This window comes from Macrococcoides bohemicum, from assembly GCF_003259675.1.
Classification (GTDB): Bacteria; Bacillota; Bacilli; order Staphylococcales; family Staphylococcaceae; genus Macrococcoides; species Macrococcoides bohemicum.
This window is the reverse complement of the sequence record NZ_PZJG01000001.1, coordinates 415,808-439,160: the sequence shown is the minus strand read 5'-3', so window position 1 is coordinate 439,160 and position 23,353 is coordinate 415,808. Positions and strand designations below refer to the sequence as shown.

Below are 23,353 nucleotides of genomic sequence, written 5' to 3'. Positions count from 1 at the left end.
AAGATTAATCCCTGTTTTAAATTTTATTGATGAATAATTTTTTCTAGTAAATCCGAATCAAACTGATTATTTTTAATCATTTCAATTTCAAATTTATACGGTGGCTTTTTATTTTTTTTATCATCGCCAACTTGAACGTATGGTGTTTCTAAAATCTTAGGTACATCTTTAAAGACTTCATGATAAACAATTTTTGATAATGCATCAAAACCAATGTTACCAAATCCAAAATTTTCATGACGATCTTTACGTGCGCCCTGAACGTTCTTTGAATCATTAACATGTATGACCTTAATTCTATCTAGACCGATAATTTTATCAAACTCTTCCAGAACACCGTCAAAATCATTGACAATATCATAACCAGCATCATGAGTATGACAAGTATCAAAACACACTGATAAACGTTCATTATTCTTTACACCTGAAATAATTTCAGCAAGTTCTTCAAATGATTTACCACATTCAGAACCTTTACCTGCCATCGTTTCTAAAGCAATACGAACATTATTATTGTTAGATAAAACTTCATTTAAACCTTCAATAATTTTCTTGATGCCAGCTTCTTCGCCAGCGCCAACATGTGCACCAGGATGAAGCACGATATCTTTTGCGCCAATTGCTTCTGTACGTTCAATCTCTTTTTGTAGAAACTCTACACCCAGTTCAAATACTTCAGGTTTTACAGTGTTAGCAATGTTGATGATATAAGGTGCATGCACAACAATGTTAGATAAATTATTTTCTTTCATAAATGCTAGACCTGCATCTATGTTCAAATCCTCTATCGGTTTACGACGTGTGTTTTGAGGCGCACCTGTATATATCATAAATGTGGAAGCTTTGTAACTCGCTGCTTCTTCTGCTGCAGCTAGCAGCATTTTTTTACCGCTCATTGATACATGAGATCCAATTAGCATGTTAATTCCCTACCTTTTTTTATTCTCTCTATTCGTACGTTTAGAATGGGCCTTTTTCTCATTACGTTTTAACTTATCCAATTCATATCGGAATTTCTTCTTATAACCCGGCTTCACTTTTTTCTTACCTTTAAGTTTATGTTTTAGGTTCTGTTCAATATTATCTTCTTTTTTCTTACGCGATTGACGCTCAGTTCGATCTTTAATTTCAACGAGTTCACCATTTTTAACATCGCTATGAATAAATGAGAAACCACGTTTCTCAATCTGGTTGATTAAATCTTCTTCATCAGGCGTGTAGATCGTAATTGCAACCCCTGTATAATTTCCTCGGCCAGTTCGTCCTACACGATGAGTAAAGAAGGCTATATCACGTGGAATATCATAATTGATAACATGACTAACACCATCGATATCAATCCCACGACTCGCTAAATCACTCGCAACAACATATTGATATTCAAGATTTTTCACACGTTTCATTTGTTGTGTACGCTCACGTGGTGCAAGACCGCCATGAATAACGCCTACCTTTAAACCTTGATCCTGTAAATATTCTGCTACTTCATCCGCACGTTCACGACTATTCGCAAAAATAATTGCTAAATAAGGATTAATAGTAGACATAATTTTAGTCAACTGTTCTTTACGATCGTTACTTTTTGTAGGTACAAGATAAAAAGTAATATTTTTATTTGTCTTTGCGTCAGGCTCAATCTCAATAAATTCTGGCTTAGATAAGTATTTATTTAAAAATGGGTGTAAAGCTTTTGGTATCGTCGCAGAAAATACTGCTATTTGTGCTTCACGGGATACATTTGCAGCAATCTTATCGACTGTCGGCAAGAATCCTAAATCAATCATTAAGTCTGCTTCGTCGATTACAACTGCTCTTGCTAAATGAATATGTAATACATTTTCTTCTGCTAAATCTTTTATTCGATTTGGTGTACCGATAACTATTTGTGGCTGCACTTTTGATTTTTGTATATCTTTATTCTTATCTGTGCCTCCAATATATAGTCCTGCTTTAATATCATCTGTAAATGAAATTAAATGCTCTGCTGCATCATATAATTGCTTTGCAAGCTCTCTAGTCGGTGCAAGAATAATAATTTGAGGATGCTGTACCTCTTTATTAATTTTATTGATCAACGGTAGTAAAAATGCATGCGATTTTCCTGTGCCTGTTTGTGATTGTCCAATTAAGTGCGTTTCTTTTTTTAATTTAGGAATAACTCTTCTCTGGATTTCTGTGGGCTGGTTGAAATTTAAATCTTCCACCGCTTCTACTAAATATGGTGCAAGTTCAAATAATTCAAATGGGTGTTTGTCCATCATAATCCTCCTTTTATGTTCATCTCATGTATTATATAGGAAAGAATACGAAAAAGAAAGCAATCATTGTTAAAATTAAAATATTCTAATCCTCTTTAAAAGTTTGTTATACTATTTATTAAGCAGATTAATAGGAGGAAAATATGATGGAAATTATTAAAATAACACCTCGTGGATATTGTTACGGTGTCGTTGATGCCATGGTGATTGCACGCAATGCTTCACTTGATAAAACATTACCACGTCCAATATATATTTTAGGTATGATCGTGCATAATAAACATGTGACTGATGCTTTCGAAAGCGATGGTATCATCACACTCGATGGACCGAACAGATTAGAAATATTAGAAAAAATTAATGAAGGTACCGTTATATTTACTGCTCATGGTGTGAGTCCAGAAGTGAAACGCCGTGCTAAAGAAAAAGGACTTGTATGCATTGATGCAACTTGTCCGGATGTTGAAAATACACATACATTGATTCGCAAGAAAAAAGCGGAAGGATATCATGTTATCTATATCGGAAAAAAAGGTCATCCTGAACCAGAAGGAGCTGTTGGTGTTGCTCCGGAAATCGTACATCTCGTGGAAAATATCAATGATATCGATAACCTTGATGAAGATTTAAAAAACAAAAAACTTATCGTTACAAATCAAACAACAATGAGTCAATGGGATGTAAAACATCTTATGGACGAACTTCAAAAAAAATATCCACATATTGAGGTTCATAGAGAAATTTGTTTAGCGACACAAGTACGCCAGGAAGCTGTAGCAAATCAAGCAGGACAGGCAGACGTATTAATCGTGGTTGGTGACCCAAAAAGCAATAACTCTAACCGTTTAGCACAAGTATCTAAAGAAATCGCTCATACAGAAGCTTACCGTATTTCTGACATTAGTGAATTAAAACTTGAATGGCTTCAGGGAAAATCAACGATTGCTGTAACTGCTGGCGCTTCAACACCAACACCAATCGTAAAAGAGGTCATCGATTATATTAAATCTTATGACCCATTAAATATTCAACCGATACCAGAAAAGTCAGGCGTACCGACAGAAAAGATATTACCTAAGATTAAAAATGCAACACCTGTAAAAATAATAGATTAATTAACAGGGTGTGTCATAAGTCTTAACTCTCTTCTGTTTAACAGCTTTAACGGTGGAACAGAAGTTGCCCCTACGTCAAAAACCGAACAAAAACTATAAATCAAAGCGTGATTTATTAGTTTTGTTCGGTTTTTGCTTGTGGCAGAACACTCCTGCTCCAGCCTCGCTATTTTATATCACTTTAAATGGATTCGTATCTATTTGTGAAACAACGATATTTATATCTTTGATAAAAGTTGATAAAAGTGTACTGAGTCCTTCTTTCATAACATGTTCAGCATAATGTGTGATATCAAGCGCAGCTAGTTCTGCCATTATCAAATCATGTGCTTCGTGATACTTAATATCACCTGTAATAAATACATCAACACCCACTCGTTTAACTTCATTCATGTAATCCATTCCTGAACCCCCAATTATCCCTACTGTGTTAATAACTTTATCTTCTCCAATCATCTTAATTACATCCAAATTTAATTTTTCTTTTGCATTTTTTGCAAAATCAGATAATGACATAGGTTCCTTCAAGGCTGCTTTCACACCAGTACCATATTCAGCCTGGACATCAAATGACCAAATATCAAAAGCAGGTGTTTCATAAGGATGATGTGTTTTTATCACTTCTAATACATCAGATTTCAAAGATGATTCAAAGACACATTCAATCTTCATTTCTTCTTCCTGATGGATTTCACCTTTATTACCGACAAATGGGTTAGCATTTTCTAATGCACGAAATTCGCCTGTTCCTTTTACTGAAAAGAAACAGTGTTCATAATCACCAATTTGTCCAGCACCTACTTCTGCCAACGCTGATTTAAATTGTTCAGCATAAGCTAAAGGAACAAAAATCTGGAGTTTTTGAATCGATTTTTGTTCAGGTAATAATATTTCTATATCATTTAATTCAAGATGCTCAGCAATCATCGTACTAACACCTTTAGGATGTGCATCTAAATTCGTATGTAGTGCAATCAATTGCATATCGTTCTTTATTAAGCTTCTGATTACTTCTCCATAACCTGAATGTAGAATTGATTTTATTCCACTAAAAATCAATGGATGATGACAAATTATTGTGTTTATATTTTTTTCTTTAGCTTCCTGTATAACTTCTAATGTACAGTCAAGCGCTGTTATTATGCCGGATACTTCAGCTGCTTCATCTCCAATAAGAAGACCTACATTATCCCAATTTTCTGCAGTATGCAGTGGTATCTCCTGATTAATTTGATTTAATAACTCTCTAATCAACATAACCTAACACCTCTCTTAACAATGAGATTTCTTCTTTTAGCTGTTCATGTTTTTGTCCATGAATAGGATCGTGTTCTATCGCTGATAATACTTTCATTAAATGCTGATATTCTCTATTCCACTTTTCGACAAACACTTCATTTTTATTTTGTAAAAGAATTGGACCAAATTTCAGTGCTTTTTGCGTATAATTCACTTGTTCAGTGGCATATTCAGCAACGATAATTTCGTAAGTATGCTTTTTTTCTTTCATTATCTCTTCAGCAATGATTTCATAACCAAGTGAAACAAGTGCATGACGAGCTGCTTCTGTATGAATGTTACTTTGCAGTATTAGACGTGGATGATTGCCTAATTTATCTTTACCCGATGTAATGATGTCTGCAATAAGTGGACCACCCATCCCACAAATAGTAATTACATCTACTTCACCCGGTTTAATGACTTCTAATCCATTACCAAGACGTACGTCGATAGAAGATGAAGCATTATACTTTTTAACATTCTGAACTGCAGCTTCGAACGGTCCAGCTACAACTTCTCCAGCTACGGCACATTTAATCAGATTATTTTCTAATGCATACAGAGGCAAATAAGCGTGATCAGAACCAATATCAGCTAAACGTTCATGCTGTATATACCTTGCAACTGTTTTTAATCTTTTGTTTAATGGTATCATTTTATATCCTTTCAAAAAAAAATCTTTTGCACTTGGCAAAAGATTTTAATTGTTTATTATTTTGCGTCTTTTAAATACTTAACTAAAGTATCTAAATCTTTATCAGAAATTTTTGAAGCGTCATGAGCTGGCATAGCGCCTTTACCTTCACGGATAATTTTCTTAGCATCATCTGGTTTCATAGAAAGACCAGCTAATTTAGGACCCATTCCACCTTCTAAGTTTTGACCGTGACATGACGTACAGTTATCTTTTGCAAAAGTTTTAGCATCAAACTTTTGTTCAGTTTTAGCTCCACCTTCACCCTCTTCTTCAGCTTTGTTCGCACCATGTGCAGACATAAAGAAGATTAAGCCTACGCCCATAAGCATAATAAGTAAAAACGGAATTACTGGATTACGATTCATTCAATTTACCTCCCTTTAATTTCACCATATACATATCTATTTTATATTAAAAACAGTGATTGTCAAAGACTTTTCACAATTTAAATTGAAATTCTAATCCATAAAATCTTTAAGACGTTTACTTCTTGACGGATGACGTAATTTACGTAAAGCTTTTGCTTCAATTTGACGTATACGTTCTCTCGTTACACCGAACACTTTTCCTACTTCTTCAAGCGTACGAGTACGTCCATCATCTAAACCAAATCGTAATCTTAAAACATTTTCTTCACGATCTGTTAATGTATCTAATACATCTTCTAATTGTTCTTTTAATAACTCATATGCAGCATGATCAGCTGGACTTTGTGCGTCCTGATCTTCAATAAAATCACCTAAGTGACTGTCATCTTCTTCACCGATCGGTGTTTCAAGTGAAACTGGCTCTTGTGCTATCTTTAAGATTTCACGAACTTTTTCAGGTGGTAAATCCATTTCTTCTCCAATTTCTTCCGGGGAAGGATCACGTCCTAAGTCCTGAAGTAATTGACGTTGTACACGTATTAACTTGTTTATCGTTTCTACCATATGCACTGGTATACGAATTGTTCTTGCCTGGTCAGCAATCGCACGCGTGATTGCCTGACGAATCCACCATGTAGCGTAAGTTGAGAATTTAAATCCTTTTGTAAAATCAAACTTTTCTACAGCTTTAATAAGACCCATGTTCCCTTCCTGAATTAAATCAAGGAATAACATACCGCGTCCTACATAACGTTTTGCAATACTTACAACAAGACGTAAGTTTGCTTCTGCAAGTCGTGCTTTCGCTTCTTCATCCCCCTGCTCAATACGTTTAGCAAGTTCAATTTCTTCTTCAGCACTTAATAAATTAACGCGTCCAATTTCTTTTAAATACATACGAACAGGATCGTTAATTTTAACACCTGGAGGCGCAGATAAATCATTAAGATTGATCTTATCATCAGTATCATTTGCATCTTTTTCATTGATTAAAGTGATGTCATTTTCGGCAATCGCTTCAAAAAATTCATCCATCTGATCAGAATCCATCTCAAAATTTTGTAATTTATCAGCTATTTCTTCGTGACTTAAATGTCCATTCTTCTTACCTGTCTCAAGTAATTGTGTTTTTACTTGTTCTAATGTTAATAATTCTGCGATTTTTGTTGTCGCATCGGATTTCTTTGCAGCCATATTAAAACCTCCCAGTATGTCTAGTGCTTTTTTGATCTTTGATATTGAATGATTTCTCTCACAATATTATCGCGTGTTTCCATATCACCTATAGCAATTGCATCTTTTAAAGCTTGTTTCAGTTGATTCACATGTGATAATTCATGCTGCTCCTCATTAAAAACGTATACATAATCATTTATTTCATCTGTAGTAGGTTCAGAATTAACCAACATGCTGTCAATTGATAAGCATACCTCATGAATATCCTGAGGAATATGAGTGATGAATTGACTGAGATTAAATTGGTCTTCATTATTGTAATACCCCATTAACGCCTCATAAATCACTCTATGGTATGCATTTGAGAAATTATGAGCAGGCAGAGCATCTTTATATTGCGTGAATAAATATTTATCTGTCATAAAATGCTTCAGTACAACACGTTCAGCAGTCTCTATCTTGTTTAATGTTTCTTGTTTGATACCAACATTAATCTGATTAAACGGACGCTTTTTCTGATTTTTTTGTACTTGATATTTTAAACTGTCAAAATCTACTTTAAACAAATCACTTGCTTCATGCAATACTTTTTTCTGTAATACTTCAGAATTCATAAGTTTAGCATCTTGAATAATATTATTCAAATGTTTTTCATATGCTAAATCATTATTCTTTATTTCATTCTGATAATATTGCATATAAAAGCTTAAATAATTTATTTTATGTGTTTGAAAGTATTCTAAGAACTGATTTTTCCCTAAATCTCTGATCATCTCATCCGGATCTTTTCCTTTATGAATCGGAACTACAAATACATTTAATCCTTCTGAAAGTAATGTCTTTCCTGATTTTAGTGTCGCTTCAATACCTGCTCGATCTCCATCAAACATTAACGTAATATTTTGTGCGAGTTTTTTCAGTGAAATTACATGCTCTCTACTTAATGCTGTACCCATTGTTGCTACTGCATTATGAATACCTACTTCACTAAGTTTTAATACATCCATAAAACCTTCAAGTAAAATAACTTCATCTGATTCCCTAATCGGTTTACGTGCAACGTCAATATGATAAAGGATATTTCTTTTTTGAAATATCGGTGTCTCAGGACTATTTAAATATTTAGGTTCACTACCATCAAAACTACGTGCAGAGAAGCCAACTGTATCTCCTCGTACATTTCGTATCGGAAACATAATACGATTACGAAAACGGTCAAAATAACTGAAATTTTCCTCATTTCTGCTTAAAAGACCCGCTTCATAAGCAAGTGATTCATCATATCCACGTTTTTTTAGAAAATCTAACGCAAAATGACTTACATTCGGACTGAAACCAATTTTTTCTTTGGCAATCATATCGTCATCTAGTCCACGTTTATGAAGATATTCTAAAGCTGGTTCAGCCTCTTCAATCGCTTTTAATACATAATGATAATAATCATTTAATAAGTTATGCATTTCAACCATTTTCGTATGGTCATTTTCAACTGCTGGTTTATCACGTTCAGCATCTATCTTAATATCGACATTTTCGCCTAATATTTTAACAGCTTCTATAAACGAAACATTTTCAATTTGTTCTATAAACTGAAAAACATTACCACCCTTTTTACATCCGAAACAATGACAAATCTGTTTTTCAACAGAAACTGAAAATGATGGCGTTTTTTCATCATGAAAGGGACATAAACCGATATAGTTACGTCCCCTTTTTTCTAATTTAACATATTGACTTACAACATCTAAAATATCATTTTTTTCCCGTATTTCATTAATTATTTTTGGATCGATTTGCAACCTTCCACCTCATCATACCCATATTAATTTCTAGTAATTATTTTAATGATTTCATTCGCCGTCTCTTCAATTGCTTTATTCGAAACATCAATAACTTCACAATTAATTCTTGAGACAATCTCTTCAAAGTATTTTAGTTCTTCTAAAATACGTTGATCTTTCGCATAATTCGCATCATTTTTTAGTCCAAGTTGAGCTAAGCGTTCAATTCGGATTTTATTCAATTTCTCAGGATCAATTTTTAATGCGATACATTTTTTTGGATCGATTTCAAATAACTGATCAGGCGGATCAACTTCCGGCACTAATGGTACATTCATTACTTTAAATCTTTTATGAGCCAAATACTGACTTAGTGGTGTCTTTGAAGTACGTGAAACACCGATTAAGACGATATCAGCTTTAGAAAGTCCACGCGGATCTCGACCGTCATCATATTTTACAGCGAATTCAATCGCTTCTATCTTCTTAAAATAATCTTCATCTAGTTTATGTACCATCCCAGGCTCATTTAACGGTTTTTCTTCAAGCGTCTCTTCTAATAGCCCCATTAAAGGACCCATTAAATCTACGCTTTTAATATTATGTTTGGCTAATGCTGACTGCATATAAGCTCTGACATTCGGCTTAACTAAAGTGTATACAACGATGGATTTTTGTTCTTTAGCCAGGCCAATTACTTCATTGATATTTTCATGTGTTTCAATATATGGCAGACGAATTGTATCTACAACATTATTTAACATATTAAACTGAGAAATACATGCTTTTGTAACGAGTTCTGCTGTTTCACCAACTGAATCTGATGCAATAATTAATCTCATTTCATTCATACTATAAATTCTCCTTATTCATCTTCGATTAGAGAAACAAATGCTCTCGTTATAGTAGTTTTACTAATACGACCGGTAACTTCATAATGTCCGTCTTTTTCAACAACAACTGGAATTGAATCTATTTGCTTATCGATAATTTGTTTAGCGGCATAAAATAATAAGTCATCTTTATAACATACAGAGACATTTGGGACTCGTGTCATATAAACATGAATCGGTGTCGTATGAATTTCTTGTCCCCCCATCGATGCACGGAGTAAATCCTTTCTGGAACATACACCGACAAGGTGATTTTCTTTATTTGTTACAAACAAAGTTCCTACATCATCCAGGAACATTGCACAGATTGCTTCATATGTACTTGAATCTTCATGAATAACAATAGGTACAGACTGAAAATCTTTAACCCGAAACTTCTTAATCGATTCTGAAAGTAATTGAGTACTGGATTTCCCTGTATAAAAGTAACCGACACGAGGACGTGCATCTAAATATCCAGCCATCGTTAAAATTGCAAGATCCGGACGTAAAGTAGCACGTGTTAGACTCAATTTCTCAGCAATCTTCTCACCGGTGATGGGGCCATTATTTTTTACAATTTGTAAAATCTTTTCTTGTCTTTTATTTAACTCTATGACAATCACCCCAATAGTAGACATACTTTATTTATTTTATTATACCTACTCATACTTAAATTTACAAATGTACTGCATAACAATTGAGGTTAATTAATTTTCATGTTATATTTTAATTAAGCGAGTTAAGGATGGTGAAAGCTTAACAATAAATTGGCGTACATTTACATTGTTAATAATTAAAAGCGAGTAAACACTAATTTGGGTGGAACCGCGGGTATATATACTCGTCCCAAGGCAATCTATTTGCCTTGGGACTTTTTGTTTACTCAAAAATAAATGGAGGATATCAACATGACTGAAAACAAAATGGAAACAATCGTTAATCTTGCAAAACATCGCGGATTTGTATTTCCTGGTAGCGAAATTTACGGAGGGTTAGCAAACACATGGGATTACGGTCCTCTTGGGGTAGAACTAAAAAATAATGTGAAACATGCATGGTGGCAAAAATTTGTTCAGCAATCTCCTTATAATGTTGGATTAGATGCAGCAATCTTAATGAATCCAAAAACATGGGAAGCAAGTGGACACTTATCAAACTTCAACGACCCTATGATCGATAATAAAGACTCAAAAATTCGTTATCGTGCGGATAAATTAATTGAAGACTACATGCATGCTCAGGGTGACGAGCACTTTATTGCCGATGGTATGAGTTTTGAGGAAATGAAGCAGTTTATTGACGAAAAAGGAATCGTATGTCCAGAATCAGGTACATCAAACTGGACGGAAATTCGTCAGTTTAACTTAATGTTCAAAACATTCCAGGGGGTTACTGAATCTTCTACTAATGAAATATTCTTACGCCCTGAAACAGCACAAGGTATTTTCGTGAACTACAAGAACGTGCAACGTTCTATGCGTAAGAAATTACCGTTTGGTATTGCTCAAATCGGCAAATCATTCCGTAATGAAATTACTCCAGGAAACTTTATTTTCCGCACACGTGAGTTTGAACAAATGGAATTAGAATTCTTCTGTAAGCCTGGTACTGAAATCGAATGGCAGACTTACTGGAAAGAATTTTCAGCTAAATGGTTAAAAGATCTAGGCATTAAAGATGAAAATACAAAATTACGCGACCATGACGAAGATGAATTATCTCACTACTCAAATGCTACAACAGATATCGAATATAAATTCCCATTCGGTTGGGGTGAATTATGGGGAATTGCAAGCCGTACTGATTTTGACTTAACAGCTCATATGAATGCATCAAATGATGACTTCAAATATCACGATCAGGAAACAGGTGAAAAATATGTACCTTACGTTATTGAACCATCATTAGGTGCAGACCGTGTAACATTAGCATTCTTATGTGATGCCTATGATGAAGAAGTTTTAGAAGGTGATGACAAACGTACAGTTTTACGTTTCCACCCAGCATTAGCACCTTATAAGGCAGCAATCCTTCCATTAAGTAAGAAATTGTCAGCTGATGCTATGAAAGTATACGAAGAATTAAGCGCATACTTTGCAATTGACTTTGATGAAAGTCAATCAATCGGTAAACGTTATAGACGTCAAGATGAAATCGGTACACCATTCTGTATTACATTTGACTTCGATTCATTAGAGGATAATCAAGTAACAATACGTGACCGTGACACAATGGAACAAGTACGTATGCCTATCAGTGAAGTAAAATCATTCTTAGAAGAAAAAATTAAGTTCTAATTAAATTTTTAAAGCACCCATGATTACCATTCATGAGTGCTTTTTATTGTTGATCCATCTGATTTAACTGTTCAATAATTTTGCGAGATTTCAAAAATACGCCTACAAATTCATCGTACATTTTAAAGACAAGTGATTCCATCTCTCGGACTACTTCGTCACTAATTTTCATCCCGCTTACTTTATCCAGAGGTATTTCATCGAGTAGATATAGCAAATACAATGCTTTATTTGATATACGGATAGCATGAGGGTCATCTATTAATCCGAACTTTGTCACGACACTATTATATTTAAACGAATATGCAACAAAATCTTTATGATCCAACGCACCGTCATGTGCACTGTATTTAAAGTTGGGTTCATACCCATAGAGCGACATCATTTTGAGTGAAACAAATAATGCAATTAATGCTTCATTATCTCCCTCTGAAATCCTATCCAGACCAAATTTCAACAACTGAAACACTTGTTTATTAGACGTATCATCATCGAGACCTCTATCTATTATCTCAACAATATATTGTGCATAAGTTAACTTCATTATGTCACTACGAATTGAATAATGACTTTCTATTATGTCTACAGAACTAAGCGTTCCCATTCCTTTAAATTGTGAAAAGATAAATAGATTTTCATAGAACAAATCTAAACCTGCACCATACTTTGTTGATTTACGCGCATTTCTAGCCATCACTGCTACTTTTATACCTGCTTCATTTAAAAAAGTGATAATCAAATGATTATCACCATATTCTACTCTCCTGATAACAATACCAACAGACTTTTTAAGCATTAATATTCATCTTCTCTATAACCGATTTGACGAATAAAGTTCGGTTTATTACGCCAATCTTTTTGTACTTTCACCCAAAGTTCTAAATAAACTTTAGAACCTAGTAACATTTCGATATCTTTACGTGCATTTTGACCAATTTGCTTTAACATTGAACCTTTCTTTCCAATAATAATTCCTTTTTGAGAATCACGTTCGATATATATAGTCGCCTCAATATCTACCTGGTCATCAGAAACACGTGTCATCTTTTCAACTTGAACACCGATGGCATGGGGGATTTCCTGACTTGTTAAATGCAGGGCCTTTTCACGAATTAATTCTGCTACGATAAATTCTTCTGGATGATCTGAAATTGTATCTTTCGGATAATACATCGGTCCTTCCGGCATATAACCTTCAATCACTTCCACTAATCGATCAACATTATTTCCTTGTAGTGCTGAAATTGGCACTACTTCAGCGAATGGTAACAAGTCCTTATATTTTTCAATTTCTTTAATCAGTTGATCTGGATGAATCTTGTCAATCTTATTTAAGACTAAGAAAATCGGTGTCTTGTTTGATTTTAATAGCTCAATGATAAATTCATCACCACGCCCTAAACTTTCTTCAACATTTACCATAAATAATATCGCATCTACTTCTCGTAATGTATTTTTAGCGATCTTCATCATATAATCACCTAATACATGTTTTGGTTTATGAATGCCTGGCGTATCGATGAATATGATTTGAGATTGTTCTGTTGTAAGTACACCTTGAACTTTGTTTCTTGTAGTCTGTGCTTTGTCTGACATAATTGCAACTTTTTGTCCAAGCACTTTATTCATAAAAGTTGATTTTCCGACATTGGGTCTACCAATTATCGCTACAAATCCTGATTTAAAATTATTTGACATCTTCTAAGTCCCTTCCTGAAAATCCTAACGGTAATAAATCATCTACGGTACGTTTGATCACATCACCTTTAATATTTGTTAAGTATACTGGCATTTCATCTTCGCATAGCTCTTTAATTACTTGTCTGCATGAGCCACACGGAGATGAAGGTTTTGGTGTGTCAGTTGTAACAACCAACGCTTCAAAATCTCCTGGTTTATACCCCTGAGCTATTGCTGAAACAAGTGCAGTACGTTCTGCGCAAATACAATCACCATATGCTGCATTCTCAACATTACATCCATCAAATGTCGTACCATCTTTAGCGATTAAAAATGCACCCACTTTAAAATTTGAATACGGTGTATATGCTTTTTCTCGAGCTGTCTTAACACCATCCAGCCATTCATTTTTAAATTCCATAATATCCCTCCTAAAATAATTTGATTATATAAGGTATGAAAATGCTTATTCCGATAATAGTACTCATGATTGATGATAATAAAACTGCAAACGCGGCTGTATCTTTAGCATGCTTTGCTAGTTCATGATAATCTTCTGTGACAAGGTCCACAACATATTCTACTGAAGTATTTATCACCTCCATAAACAATACAGAAAAAATCGCAATAATCACAAACATCCATTCTACTTTTGTAATTTGAAAATAAAATGAAAAGATAGTTACTAATACCGCGGCAATTAAATGAATAACAAAATTAATATCTTTTTTTAACAACGTTATGAAACCTTGCACTGGATATAAAAATCGTTTCATCCTTATTCTCTCGTTAAGCCGTAAGCATTTAATATTTCATCCTGGCGTCCAAACATTTTTTTCTCATCTGCTTCATTCATATGATCATATCCTAAAAGATGTAATAGTCCATGAACTGATAGGAATCCTAACTCACGTTCAAAAGAGTGACCATATTCTTTTGCCTGCTCTTCTGCACGTTTAACACAAATAATAATGTCGCCTAAAACACGAGGCGCATCCGGCATTTCAAAATCTTCATCTTCACCCTCTTCTAAAGCAAAGCTTATGACATCTGTAACACTATCTTTATCACGATATTCTTTATTGATACTTTGTATTTCATCTTCATTAACAAAAGATACAGCGACTTCAGCTTCTTCATCAATACCTTCTTGATGTGCAGCAAATTGCAATAACTTTTCAATTTCTGATAAGTGATCTGCAGCAATCATTTCGTCATCATCTATAAAATCAACTGTTAACATTATTCATCACCTTCATATGCATTAATAATTTTACCAACTAATGGATGTCTCACAACATCGGCAGCATCAAAATGATGCACTTCTATACCACTTACTTTACCCAACCTCTGAACAGCTTCCACTAAGCCACTCTTTACACCTTTTGGTAAATCAATCTGTGTTTCATCGCCTGTTATAACCATCTTTGAACCAAAACCTAGACGTGTTAAAAACATCTTCATCTGAGCATGCGTTGTATTCTGTGCTTCATCTAAGATAACAAAAGCATCTTCTAAAGTTCTACCACGCATATATGCAAGCGGTGCAATTTCAATAACACCACGTTCCATTAAACGTGCCGTATGTTCAGCACCTAATACAAAGTGTAATCCATCATACAAAGGTCTTAAATATGGATCAACTTTCTCTTTTAAATCTCCAGGCAGAAATCCTAATGATTCTCCTGCTTCAACAGCAGGACGTGTCAGCACGATACGCTTCACTTTGCCATTTCTTAACGCTTGTGCAGCCATAACAACAGCTAAAAATGTCTTACCTGTACCTGCCGGACCGATTCCAAATACGAGATCGTTATGTTTGATATGGCGTATATACAGACGTTGTCCCATCGTCTTAGCACGAATCGGTTTACCGAAAGCATCTTTCGTGATTTCTTCATCGTATAGGTCACTTAAATACTGCAAGGTACCATTCGTTGCCATCTGTACCGCTGACTGAACGTCACGTAAAGAAATGGAAGTACCTTTACGGATAACAGTTAACAGACTTTTTACTACACTTTCTGCAACGACTACTTTCTCATCTTCACCATATATTGTTAATTCCTGACCTCTTGTATGAATCTCAACATCAAATGATTCTTCTAAAAACTTCAGGTGTTCATCTTGGTTACCAAGCAACGCTTGAGCTTCATTGATATTATCGAAGCGGATAATTTGAGACATTCAAAAACTCCTTTAAGTAATGTTAATTTAACTTTATCAAACTCATGCAGAACAAACAATTAATTATCACTGAACAGACTCATTCATAACAGGCTTTACAACCTGTTTAGTTGATTTATTCAGATTTTGTACATGTATATATGGATTGATGCTAATGAGATGCTTTATAAATTGATTGGTTTCTACAGGTTTTACAACAATCTTTTTATTCTTACTTACAATTTCAATATACGTCATATTTCTAATGTGTATAATATTTAATAAATCAATGTTCAGTATGTTAATCTTGTTTGTTTCAAAACCCTTTTTAATAACTAAGGTGTGATTTTCTATAGCATAATATTCATGCAAGATAATATAGATTAATAATATTCCGATAACAATTGAAGCAATCCCACTCGTCAAAAAATTCATAAAGCACGCTAATATTATTAAAATGCTAACGATGAAGACCATTACTTTCTGGAAATTGTTGTTACGACTTTTATAGATCATATTATCACCCTCTTTTATTTTATCAAAAAATTTAAAAAAATAACTATGATACGCAAATTATTTTGCGCATCATAGTTATTATCTTCTTGCTTTTGGAGGACCTAATATTTCACTGTAAATAATACCCTTAAGCGTATTTTCGGGTGTAAAATCTACAAGTGAGCTTGCTCTATCAATATCATCTTCCATCCGTATCATATTGATGCGATTCATTTTCTGTCTTGGTGACAGATGGGAATCAGCTTCAATTGTTGCTATACGCTCAGCTAGTGATAGCGTTTCCTCTGACTGTATCTTTTCTTCGAATGCCTGAATTTTCTTAGCAGCAGAACGTTCTATTGGACGCTCTTGGTCTTTCGCTTCTGCTACTTTATTTTTTACTTGTTGTTCTACATTTCGCGTTTGCTTATAACCTTTTTCAATGCGTTGTTCAATTTCTTTTAATTTCGCTTCCGGGTTCTTTTTGAAATCGGTAAACTCTTTTTCTAAATTACCCATTGATTTCTGTAACTGAGAAAATACATTTTTAGAATTCACTTGTTGCTTACTCGATATCGGACGTTTTACTTGTTTCGCTTTTTGTTTATTAGCATTCTCATTTATTGATGAAACAATGCTAATAACTGTAAAGATAATAAACACAATAAATCCAGTACTCATCTAATCACCCTTTATTTTTTAGGCGTGTCACTGCTATTTGGATCAGTCATCTTATTTATAGAATTTCTCATCCCAGTGTCTGATTCAATATTTTTAAGATTATAATAATCCATAACTCCGATATTACCTAATTTTAAAGCTTGAGCCATTGCTAATGGTACTTCAGCTTCCGCTTCCACTACTTTCGCTCTCATTTCCTGAACTTTCGCCTTCATCTCTTGTTCTTGAGCTACGGCCATTGCACGACGTTCCTCTGCTTTTGCCTGTGCAATATTTTTATCCGCTAATGCTTGTTCAGTCTGTAAGTCTGCACCAATGTTCTTACCGATATCAACGTCTGCAATATCAATCGATAAGATTTCAAATGCTGTACCACTATCTAAACCTTTACCTAATACAGTTTGAGATATCATATCCGGATTTTCTAATACAGAGGTATGTGATGCACTAGAACCAATTGTTGAGACAATCCCTTCACCAACACGAGCAACAATTGTTTCTTCCCCAGCACCACCGACTAGACGCTCAATATTTGCACGTACTGTGATTCTTGCTTTGGCTTTCACTTCAATACCGTTCATCGCAACACCCGCAATAAATGGTGTTTCAATTACTTTAGGGTTAACTGACATTTGAACTGCTTCTAATACATCACGACCTGCTAAGTCAATTGCTGCACCACGTTCAAACGGTAAATTAATATCAGCTCGTTGTGCTGCGATGATTGCATCAACGACGCGGTCAACATTCCCACCAGCTAAATAATGTGATTCTAATTGATTTGTCGTTAAATGTAATCCGGCTTTATGCGCTTTAATTAAAGGATCGATTACACGTCTTGGCGATACACGACGTAAACGCATCCCAACTAATGTACCGATACTAACTTTAACGCCAGCAGCTAATGCCGAAATCCATAAACCAACAGGTACAAATGAAAATAAAATCATTAAAAGAATAAGAACTACAAATGCTATAATACCGATTGTTATTAATCCTGCCATAAAGTTCACTCCTGTTTATTATATTTCTGTTACTACAACTCTTGTGCCTTCCACTTCAATAATACGAACTTCTTTCTCACGTTTAATAAATGCACCATCACTTACAGCATCAATACGTTTCCCTTGATGAATAATAATACCTGAAGGACGTAATTCCGTTAATGTAGTTGCTGTTTGTCCAACAAGATGGCTTCTGTCATCATGAGATGTATATCCCGACTCTTTATTCGTTGAATCATGGAGGACAACTTGAGAGAAAATCGGTATCGTCTTCTTTAAAAATTTCACTAAGATCACCCATTCTACAATTGCAATAATTAAACAAATCGCTACAAAGACACCCATTTTAGCGACGTTATCACCAATCAGTAAGAAACTAGCAATAATGCTTAACATACCTATAATACCTAATATCGCTCCCACAACAAACAGCTCCAGGACTACTAAAATAATACCACCTAAAAACAAAATTATAGATAATGCTTCCATCTGATTATTAAATAAATTTAGTCCGAGAAAACTAATTGCAGCAATACTGCTGATGATGCCTGAAATACCTAACTTCGGTGAATACAATTGCCACAGACCTGTAGATACCATAATAATCATGAGCAATAAAATCACACCATCATACGTACTGATTTCCAATCAAACACCTCCTTACTTATATTATAACTTAAATAATTTAATAGTCTGTAAATTATTAGTTTTTTTAAGGTAAATTTAAGGTAGCCCTTAAGATATATGTTTTTAAACTATATAAAAAAACACACCACAAATGTGGCGTGCCTATCTATAAATAATATTTGAGGGAGCAATTATTATTTAAATTTACGTTTACGTGCTGCTTCTGATTTCTTTTTACGTTTAACACTTGGTTTTTCGTAGAATTCACGTTTACGAACTTCTTGAATTGTACCATTTTTTGAAACAGTACGTTTGAAACGACGTAAAGCATCTTCGATTGATTCGTTTTTACGAACTACAGTTTTAGACATTTAATTTCCCTCCCTCCAAATATCAACGGAACATATTAAACATAGATTTATTTAAATAAATATTTCTATGTACTAAAATATTATAATAGATTATCAATCTACGGTCAACACTCATTTTTTAATTTACAGTAAGTTCCTTATTTTCTTCTGTCTTTTTATATATATTAGGGATTACTTTAACAAATTGTCCTTTATTCATCGGATAGCCGGCTTCAGTTATCTTAACTTTTACAAGTTCACCGATTAAGCTTTCGTCAGCTTCAAATTGTACTTTTAAGTAATTATCTGTGTAACCGACCAGCATATTTTCAACGCTTGCTTTCTCTTCAGGAATAACTTCTAATACTTCACCTTCAAATCTGCTAGCATATTCTTTAGCAAGCTGATCTGACAGACTAATTAAGTGATGTACGCGTTCATTTTTCACATTCTCATCAATTTGATCCGTCATACGCGCTGCTGGTGTACCTGTTCTCATTGAATATGGAAAAACATGCAGTTCAGAAAAACCATGTTCCTGAATAAAATCATATGTTTCCTGGAATTCCTCTTCTGTTTCACCAGGGAATCCAACAATGACGTCGCTTGTCACAGCAAGTCCAGGCATAATTGCATGTAATTTTCTTAATCTTTCTGAGAAGTGTTCCATCGTATATTTACGACGCATACGTTTTAATACTGTATCGCTCCCAGATTGTAGTGGAATATGTAAGTGACGTACAACCTTCTCGCTTTTATCGATGACATCAATCACTTCATCCGTTAATTGACTTGCTTCAATAGATGAGATACGGATACGTTTTAATCCATCAATCGTTTCTAAATCTCGAAGCAGTTGTGCTAAATTGTAATCTTTTAAATCTTCACCATAGCCACCTGTGTGGATACCTGTTAAGACAATTTCCTGATAACCAGATTGAACAAGCTGTGTTGCTTGTCTTACGACTTCTTTCGGGTCTCTTGAACGCATCAATCCTCTTGCCCACGGGATGATACAGAATGTACAGAAGTTATTACAGCCTTCCTGAATCTTCAGTGATGCACGTGTTCTATCAGTAAAATATGGTACGTCTAGTTCTTCGTACGTACGATTCTTCATGATATTTGTGACACCGTTAATCGGTTGTCTTTCATTTCTAAACTGTTCAATATACGGTAACATCTTATTTCGATCTTGTGTACCGACAACGATATCAACACCCGCAATATCCATAATTTCAGCTGACGATGTTTGAGCATAACAACCAGTTACACAGATAACCGCTTCCGGATTACGTCTGATGGCACGACGAATAACCTGACGACTTTTCTTATCCCCAGTGTTTGTCACGGTACAAGTATTAATCACATAAACGTCTGCATTAGTTTCAAAATCTACACGCTCATATGATGCTTCTTTAAATAATTGCCAGATGGCTTCAGTTTCATAATGGTTTACTTTACATCCTAAAGTATGGAAGGCAACAGTTGCCATTTATTTCACCTCATTTTATTTTCGTTCAATAAATCACATTATATAAAAATAACATTAATTGATAGGAATTTCAATCTAATCATTATAAAAGACAGTGGGATGCAATGTCCATCACACTGTCTTTTATAATAAATTTTTATGATAGTTCAATATGATAACCTATCGCGCTCAGTAAATATAGTGGGGCAGTTTCTGCACGTAGTATTCTAGGTCCTAAACCAATTGTGGGTGCATTAAATTGTTTAATTTCTGTTTCACTCAATCCACCTTCCGGCCCAAAGATAACGATTACCTTCGTACCAGATTCTAATCTTTTTAATGTTTGACTGAGCACAGACGTTTCATCATTTTTAGCAGATTCTTCGTAAGCAACGAGTACAACATCATAATCATCTAATAATGCAGCTAAAGCATTACTATTCTTTACAACTTTAATTTCAGGTATAATCTGACGATAACTTTGTTCTGCTGCCTCCTTTATTATTTTCTGATATCTTTCTACCTTTTTTATCATTTTCTTTTCATCCAACTTAATCACAGTATGATCAGATATAAAGGGCAGGAAGCGATACGCACCGAGTTCAGTCGCTTTTTGAATCATCCATTCATATTTATCGTTCTTTAAAAAACCGCTTGCGATCGTAACTTGTACAGGTAATTCTGTATTCAGCTCTAACTTTTCACGGGTTATTACTGTAATTTGATTATCAATAGCAGTAATTTCACTTATAAAACTAGCATTGATAAAATTAATGATGATCTTACTTCCAGCAGTTTGACGCATCACATTCTTTATATGATGTACATCCTCTCTATCGATAATTGTATAGCTTTTATTATTTTCAGCTTCAGTATTTAGAAAATAACGCTGCATGTTATGCCTCTTTTCTAGCGGCAATCGCAATCCAGCCATTTTCACGCATAATTTCTTCTATCTTATAACCAACGCGTTCCAAATGTTCAACGATCATTTCTTCTTTTTCTAAAATGATACCTGAAGTGATCAGTAGACCATTGTCATTTAATAATGCAATGCTATCATCAATCATTAAATCTACGATATGCGCTAATATATTTGCAAAAATGACATCACGTTTTTCACTTTCACCTTTTAATAAGTTGCCTGGTTCCGCTTGAATCGCATCCGCACAATCATTTTTTTCAAAGTTATCCACAGCAACACGTACTGCCACACTATCCAGATCTAACGCTTTAATGGGTGCAGCACCTAATTGATGCGCTGCTATACTTAAAATGCCTGAACCAGTACCGACATCAATAACAGATTGATTTGGTTGGACATATTTCTCTATTAATTTTAAACACATCGATGTTGTAGCATGATCACCTGTACCAAATGCCATGCCCGGATCAAGCTTAATGATAAACTCGTCATCGTTTTGGTTCTCATAATTTTCCCAGCTTGGTACAACAACAAATCTTTCTGAAGCTTTAAATGCATGAAAATGATTTTTCCATTCATTAGCCCAGTCTTCTTCCTGAACCTCATCAGTAGTAATTTCTAATCTTGTAACTTCAACATCCTGTAATCCATTAATTTTTTCTTTGATTTCATCAATGATTGCATCAGAATAATCTAATTCACTAAAATACACTTTTACACGTACATCAGATTCTGGGTAATCATCTGGATTTAACTCATAGATTTCACCGTACGTTTCAATACGACCTTTAACAAGTTCTAAACTATCTTCTATAACGACACCATTTGCACCCACTTCATTTAATATATCTGCAATAAATGGTTCAAGCTCATGGTTAATCATCAATGTTATTTCTTTATAGTTCATTATTATTCCCCTTTAAAGAAGCGTTTTGTTTTATCGAAAAAGTTTGAAGGTTGTTCGTTAATTTCCGTACCATCTATTTCAGCAAATTCTCTTAATAATTCCGCTTGTCTATTTGTCATCTTCACAGGTGTTACTACATTGACAGTGACATATAAGTCGCCCTTACCATAGCCGTGTACATTTTGAATGCCTTTTTCTTTTAATCTGAAACGTTTACCAGTTTGAGTACCTGATGGAATTGTAATCTTCGCTTTTCCTTCCAGCGTAGGCACTTCCACTTCATCACCAAGTGCCGCTTGAGCAATTGATAAGTTTAATGTATAGAAAATATCTTCCCCTGCACGTTCAAAATGAGCATGGTCAGCAACTTTGAATACGACATATAGATCACCAGCAGGACCACCATTAATACCCGGCTCACCTTGATTAGCTAAACGGATTTGTTGTCCAGTATCAACACCAGCTGGCACAGTGACTTTAATTTTAACGGTTTTAATTACTCGACCTGTGCCGCCACAATCATGACATTTTTCATCAAATGTTTTACCCGTACCACCACAATCATGACATGGTCGTTCAGTTCTTACACGACCAAACGGTGTATTTTGTTCCACCTGTACATTACCACGTCCGTGACACGTTTTACAAGTATGTACTTCAGTTCCAGGTTTTGCACCGCTGCCATCACATGTCTCACAAGTTACTTCTTTTTTAACTGAAATTTCTTTTTCAGCGCCAAATACTGCTTCTTCAAAAGATATATTCATCTGATATTGTAAGTCATCACCTTTTTGAGGGGCATTAGGATCGCGTCTGGCACCACCGCCAAAGAACGAACTGAAGATATCTTCAAATCCACCGAAACCGCCAAAGTCCTGACCACCAAATCCAGCACCTTGACCCATACCTGCGTGACCAAATTGATCATACTGTGCTTTCTTCTGATCGTCACTTAATACTTCATATGCTTCTGCAATTTCTTTGAACTTTACATCTGCATCTTCTTCTTTATTGATGTCCGGATGATATTTTTTTGAAAGTTTTTTATATGCACGTTTAATTTCTTCTTTAGAAGCACCTTTTTGTAAACCTAGAACTTCATAATAATCTCTTTTCGCCACTTTTCATTCTCCTTTTCTAACTACTTAGTTAAATATGCTGAAAGAAAAAGCCAAAGTCAATAAATTGACTTTGAC

General features: G+C 34.5%; 26 protein-coding genes. 2 read left to right on the top strand and 24 right to left on the bottom strand.

Annotated features, from left to right (window positions below; genetic code table 11):
• Positions 1–23: 23 nt before the first annotated feature.
• Together BHX94_RS02985 and BHX94_RS02980 are read right to left on the bottom strand one after the other, a co-directional pair.
• A complete protein-coding gene (locus BHX94_RS02985) occupies positions 24–920 on the bottom strand; it encodes a deoxyribonuclease IV (RefSeq protein WP_111744851.1) in 897 nt (298 codons plus the stop codon).
• Between the two features lie 9 nt (positions 921–929).
• The gene (locus tag BHX94_RS02980; RefSeq protein ID WP_111744850.1) at positions 930–2,258 is read right to left on the bottom strand and encodes a DEAD/DEAH box helicase; all 1,329 of its coding nucleotides are present in this window, start codon (positions 2,256–2,258) and stop codon (positions 930–932) included.
• Between the two features lie 146 nt (positions 2,259–2,404).
• Between BHX94_RS02980 and BHX94_RS02975 the strand changes: the two genes are divergently transcribed.
• Positions 2,405–3,373 carry a 4-hydroxy-3-methylbut-2-enyl diphosphate reductase gene (locus tag BHX94_RS02975; RefSeq protein WP_111744849.1) on the top strand — a complete coding sequence of 323 codons (969 nt, stop codon included), beginning with the start codon at positions 2,405–2,407 and terminating at the stop codon, positions 3,371–3,373.
• A gap of 171 nt (positions 3,374–3,544) precedes the next feature.
• Here BHX94_RS02975 and BHX94_RS02970 read toward each other — a convergent pair whose 3' ends face one another.
• The 7 genes from BHX94_RS02970 to BHX94_RS02940 form a co-directional block, all read right to left on the bottom strand.
• On the bottom strand, positions 3,545–4,630 hold the full coding sequence (locus BHX94_RS02970; protein WP_111744848.1) for a Nif3-like dinuclear metal center hexameric protein: 1,086 nt from the start codon (positions 4,628–4,630) through the stop codon (positions 3,545–3,547).
• The gene (locus BHX94_RS02965) at positions 4,620–5,309 is read right to left on the bottom strand and encodes a tRNA (adenine(22)-N(1))-methyltransferase (protein ID WP_111744847.1); all 690 of its coding nucleotides are present in this window, start codon (positions 5,307–5,309) and stop codon (positions 4,620–4,622) included. The genes BHX94_RS02970 and BHX94_RS02965 overlap by 11 nt, the downstream gene beginning before the upstream one ends.
• A gap of 56 nt (positions 5,310–5,365) precedes the next feature.
• Positions 5,366–5,716 carry a c-type cytochrome gene (locus tag BHX94_RS02960; RefSeq protein WP_111744846.1) on the bottom strand — a complete coding sequence of 117 codons (351 nt, stop codon included), beginning with the start codon at positions 5,714–5,716 and terminating at the stop codon, positions 5,366–5,368.
• 93 nt (positions 5,717–5,809) lie between these two features.
• On the bottom strand, positions 5,810–6,913 hold the full coding sequence (gene rpoD, locus BHX94_RS02955) for an RNA polymerase sigma factor RpoD (protein WP_096076335.1): 1,104 nt from the start codon (positions 6,911–6,913) through the stop codon (positions 5,810–5,812).
• A 20-nt stretch (positions 6,914–6,933) separates the two neighbouring features.
• Positions 6,934–8,694 carry a DNA primase gene (gene dnaG / locus BHX94_RS02950; protein WP_111744845.1) on the bottom strand — a complete coding sequence of 587 codons (1,761 nt, stop codon included), beginning with the start codon at positions 8,692–8,694 and terminating at the stop codon, positions 6,934–6,936.
• A 23-nt stretch (positions 8,695–8,717) separates the two neighbouring features.
• The gene (locus BHX94_RS02945; RefSeq protein ID WP_111744844.1) at positions 8,718–9,527 is read right to left on the bottom strand and encodes a pyruvate, water dikinase regulatory protein; all 810 of its coding nucleotides are present in this window, start codon (positions 9,525–9,527) and stop codon (positions 8,718–8,720) included.
• Between the two features lie 14 nt (positions 9,528–9,541).
• Positions 9,542–10,189 (bottom strand): transcriptional regulator CcpN, encoded by a 648-nt coding sequence (locus BHX94_RS02940; RefSeq protein WP_096076332.1) that lies wholly within the window; start codon positions 10,187–10,189, stop codon positions 9,542–9,544.
• Between the two features lie 270 nt (positions 10,190–10,459).
• On the opposite strand from BHX94_RS02940, the gene BHX94_RS02935 reads away from it, so the two are divergent.
• The gene (locus BHX94_RS02935; protein ID WP_111744843.1) at positions 10,460–11,848 is read left to right on the top strand and encodes a glycine--tRNA ligase; all 1,389 of its coding nucleotides are present in this window, start codon (positions 10,460–10,462) and stop codon (positions 11,846–11,848) included.
• Positions 11,849–11,891: 43 nt separating this feature from the next.
• Here the strand turns inward: BHX94_RS02935 and recO are convergent, their stop codons facing one another.
• The 15 genes from recO to dnaJ all read right to left on the bottom strand — a co-directional run bounded on the left by recO (position 11,892) and on the right by dnaJ (position 23,278).
• Entirely contained in the window at positions 11,892–12,644 is a 753-nt protein-coding gene (gene recO / locus BHX94_RS02930) for a DNA repair protein RecO (RefSeq protein ID WP_111744842.1), read from the bottom strand.
• Positions 12,644–13,546, bottom strand: a complete 903-nt coding sequence (gene era, locus BHX94_RS02925) for a GTPase Era (RefSeq protein ID WP_096076329.1) — start codon at positions 13,544–13,546, stop codon at positions 12,644–12,646. The genes recO and era overlap by 1 nt, the downstream gene beginning before the upstream one ends.
• Positions 13,536–13,949: a cytidine deaminase gene (cdd, locus tag BHX94_RS02920; RefSeq protein ID WP_111744841.1), complete on the bottom strand. Its 414-nt coding sequence runs from the start codon at positions 13,947–13,949 to the stop codon at positions 13,536–13,538. Before cdd ends, era begins: the two co-directional genes overlap by 11 nt.
• Before the next feature lie 10 nt (positions 13,950–13,959).
• Positions 13,960–14,304 carry a diacylglycerol kinase family protein gene (locus tag BHX94_RS02915; protein WP_111744840.1) on the bottom strand — a complete coding sequence of 115 codons (345 nt, stop codon included), beginning with the start codon at positions 14,302–14,304 and terminating at the stop codon, positions 13,960–13,962.
• Between the two features lie 2 nt (positions 14,305–14,306).
• On the bottom strand, positions 14,307–14,771 hold the full coding sequence (gene ybeY, locus BHX94_RS02910) for an rRNA maturation RNase YbeY (protein WP_111744839.1): 465 nt from the start codon (positions 14,769–14,771) through the stop codon (positions 14,307–14,309).
• Positions 14,771–15,715 (bottom strand): PhoH family protein, encoded by a 945-nt coding sequence (locus BHX94_RS02905; RefSeq protein WP_111744838.1) that lies wholly within the window; start codon positions 15,713–15,715, stop codon positions 14,771–14,773. Before BHX94_RS02905 ends, ybeY begins: the two co-directional genes overlap by 1 nt.
• Positions 15,716–15,781: 66 nt before the next feature.
• Entirely contained in the window at positions 15,782–16,210 is a 429-nt protein-coding gene (locus tag BHX94_RS02900; protein WP_096076324.1) for a PH domain-containing protein, read from the bottom strand.
• Positions 16,211–16,288: 78 nt separating this feature from the next.
• Positions 16,289–16,870, bottom strand: coding sequence for a hypothetical protein (locus tag BHX94_RS02895; RefSeq protein WP_111744837.1), 582 nt, complete (start codon positions 16,868–16,870; stop codon positions 16,289–16,291).
• 11 nt (positions 16,871–16,881) lie between these two features.
• Positions 16,882–17,874 (bottom strand): flotillin-like protein FloA, encoded by a 993-nt coding sequence (floA, locus tag BHX94_RS02890; protein WP_111744836.1) that lies wholly within the window; start codon positions 17,872–17,874, stop codon positions 16,882–16,884.
• 18 nt (positions 17,875–17,892) lie between these two features.
• On the bottom strand, positions 17,893–18,522 hold the full coding sequence (locus BHX94_RS02885) for an NfeD family protein (protein WP_111744835.1): 630 nt from the start codon (positions 18,520–18,522) through the stop codon (positions 17,893–17,895).
• A 173-nt stretch (positions 18,523–18,695) separates the two neighbouring features.
• The gene (rpsU, locus tag BHX94_RS02880; RefSeq protein WP_041636032.1) at positions 18,696–18,872 is read right to left on the bottom strand and encodes a 30S ribosomal protein S21; all 177 of its coding nucleotides are present in this window, start codon (positions 18,870–18,872) and stop codon (positions 18,696–18,698) included.
• 118 nt (positions 18,873–18,990) lie between these two features.
• Complete coding sequence (mtaB, locus tag BHX94_RS02875; RefSeq protein WP_096076320.1) at positions 18,991–20,346, bottom strand: tRNA (N(6)-L-threonylcarbamoyladenosine(37)-C(2))-methylthiotransferase MtaB; 1,356 nt, start codon at positions 20,344–20,346, stop codon at positions 18,991–18,993.
• Between the two features lie 136 nt (positions 20,347–20,482).
• Positions 20,483–21,220, bottom strand: coding sequence for a 16S rRNA (uracil(1498)-N(3))-methyltransferase (locus BHX94_RS02870; protein ID WP_111744834.1), 738 nt, complete (start codon positions 21,218–21,220; stop codon positions 20,483–20,485).
• A gap of 1 nt (position 21,221) precedes the next feature.
• Complete coding sequence (gene prmA, locus BHX94_RS02865; protein WP_111744833.1) at positions 21,222–22,157, bottom strand: 50S ribosomal protein L11 methyltransferase; 936 nt, start codon at positions 22,155–22,157, stop codon at positions 21,222–21,224.
• A 2-nt stretch (positions 22,158–22,159) separates the two neighbouring features.
• Positions 22,160–23,278 (bottom strand): molecular chaperone DnaJ, encoded by a 1,119-nt coding sequence (dnaJ, locus tag BHX94_RS02860; protein WP_096076317.1) that lies wholly within the window; start codon positions 23,276–23,278, stop codon positions 22,160–22,162.
• Between the last annotated feature and the right edge of the window lie 75 nt (positions 23,279–23,353).

Excerpts from the sequence above, each read along its gene's own strand:
- BHX94_RS02985 (WP_111744851.1), bottom strand. The coding sequence starts at position 920 with ATGCTAATTGGATCTCATGTATCAATGAGCGGTAAAAAAATGCTGCTA.
- BHX94_RS02980 (WP_111744850.1), bottom strand. The coding sequence starts at position 2,258 with ATGGACAAACACCCATTTGAATTATTTGAACTTGCACCATATTTAGTA.
- BHX94_RS02975 (WP_111744849.1), top strand. The coding sequence starts at position 2,405 with ATGGAAATTATTAAAATAACACCTCGTGGATATTGTTACGGTGTCGTT.
- BHX94_RS02970 (WP_111744848.1), bottom strand. The coding sequence starts at position 4,630 with ATGTTGATTAGAGAGTTATTAAATCAAATTAATCAGGAGATACCACTG.
- BHX94_RS02965 (WP_111744847.1), bottom strand. The coding sequence starts at position 5,309 with ATGATACCATTAAACAAAAGATTAAAAACAGTTGCAAGGTATATACAG.
- BHX94_RS02960 (WP_111744846.1), bottom strand. The coding sequence starts at position 5,716 with ATGAATCGTAATCCAGTAATTCCGTTTTTACTTATTATGCTTATGGGC.
- rpoD (WP_096076335.1), bottom strand. The coding sequence starts at position 6,913 with ATGGCTGCAAAGAAATCCGATGCGACAACAAAAATCGCAGAATTATTA.
- BHX94_RS02945 (WP_111744844.1), bottom strand. The coding sequence starts at position 9,527 with ATGAATGAAATGAGATTAATTATTGCATCAGATTCAGTTGGTGAAACA.
- BHX94_RS02940 (WP_096076332.1), bottom strand. The coding sequence starts at position 10,189 with ATGTCTACTATTGGGGTGATTGTCATAGAGTTAAATAAAAGACAAGAA.
- BHX94_RS02935 (WP_111744843.1), top strand. The coding sequence starts at position 10,460 with ATGACTGAAAACAAAATGGAAACAATCGTTAATCTTGCAAAACATCGC.
- recO (WP_111744842.1), bottom strand. The coding sequence starts at position 12,644 with ATGCTTAAAAAGTCTGTTGGTATTGTTATCAGGAGAGTAGAATATGGT.
- era (WP_096076329.1), bottom strand. The coding sequence starts at position 13,546 with ATGTCAAATAATTTTAAATCAGGATTTGTAGCGATAATTGGTAGACCC.
- cdd (WP_111744841.1), bottom strand. The coding sequence starts at position 13,949 with ATGGAATTTAAAAATGAATGGCTGGATGGTGTTAAGACAGCTCGAGAA.
- BHX94_RS02915 (WP_111744840.1), bottom strand. The coding sequence starts at position 14,304 with ATGAAACGATTTTTATATCCAGTGCAAGGTTTCATAACGTTGTTAAAA.
- ybeY (WP_111744839.1), bottom strand. The coding sequence starts at position 14,771 with ATGTTAACAGTTGATTTTATAGATGATGACGAAATGATTGCTGCAGAT.
- BHX94_RS02905 (WP_111744838.1), bottom strand. The coding sequence starts at position 15,715 with ATGTCTCAAATTATCCGCTTCGATAATATCAATGAAGCTCAAGCGTTG.
- BHX94_RS02900 (WP_096076324.1), bottom strand. The coding sequence starts at position 16,210 with ATGATCTATAAAAGTCGTAACAACAATTTCCAGAAAGTAATGGTCTTC.
- BHX94_RS02895 (WP_111744837.1), bottom strand. The coding sequence starts at position 16,870 with ATGAGTACTGGATTTATTGTGTTTATTATCTTTACAGTTATTAGCATT.
- floA (WP_111744836.1), bottom strand. The coding sequence starts at position 17,874 with ATGGCAGGATTAATAACAATCGGTATTATAGCATTTGTAGTTCTTATT.
- rpsU (WP_041636032.1), bottom strand. The coding sequence starts at position 18,872 with ATGTCTAAAACTGTAGTTCGTAAAAACGAATCAATCGAAGATGCTTTA.
- mtaB (WP_096076320.1), bottom strand. The coding sequence starts at position 20,346 with ATGGCAACTGTTGCCTTCCATACTTTAGGATGTAAAGTAAACCATTAT.
- BHX94_RS02870 (WP_111744834.1), bottom strand. The coding sequence starts at position 21,220 with ATGCAGCGTTATTTTCTAAATACTGAAGCTGAAAATAATAAAAGCTAT.
- prmA (WP_111744833.1), bottom strand. The coding sequence starts at position 22,157 with ATGAACTATAAAGAAATAACATTGATGATTAACCATGAGCTTGAACCA.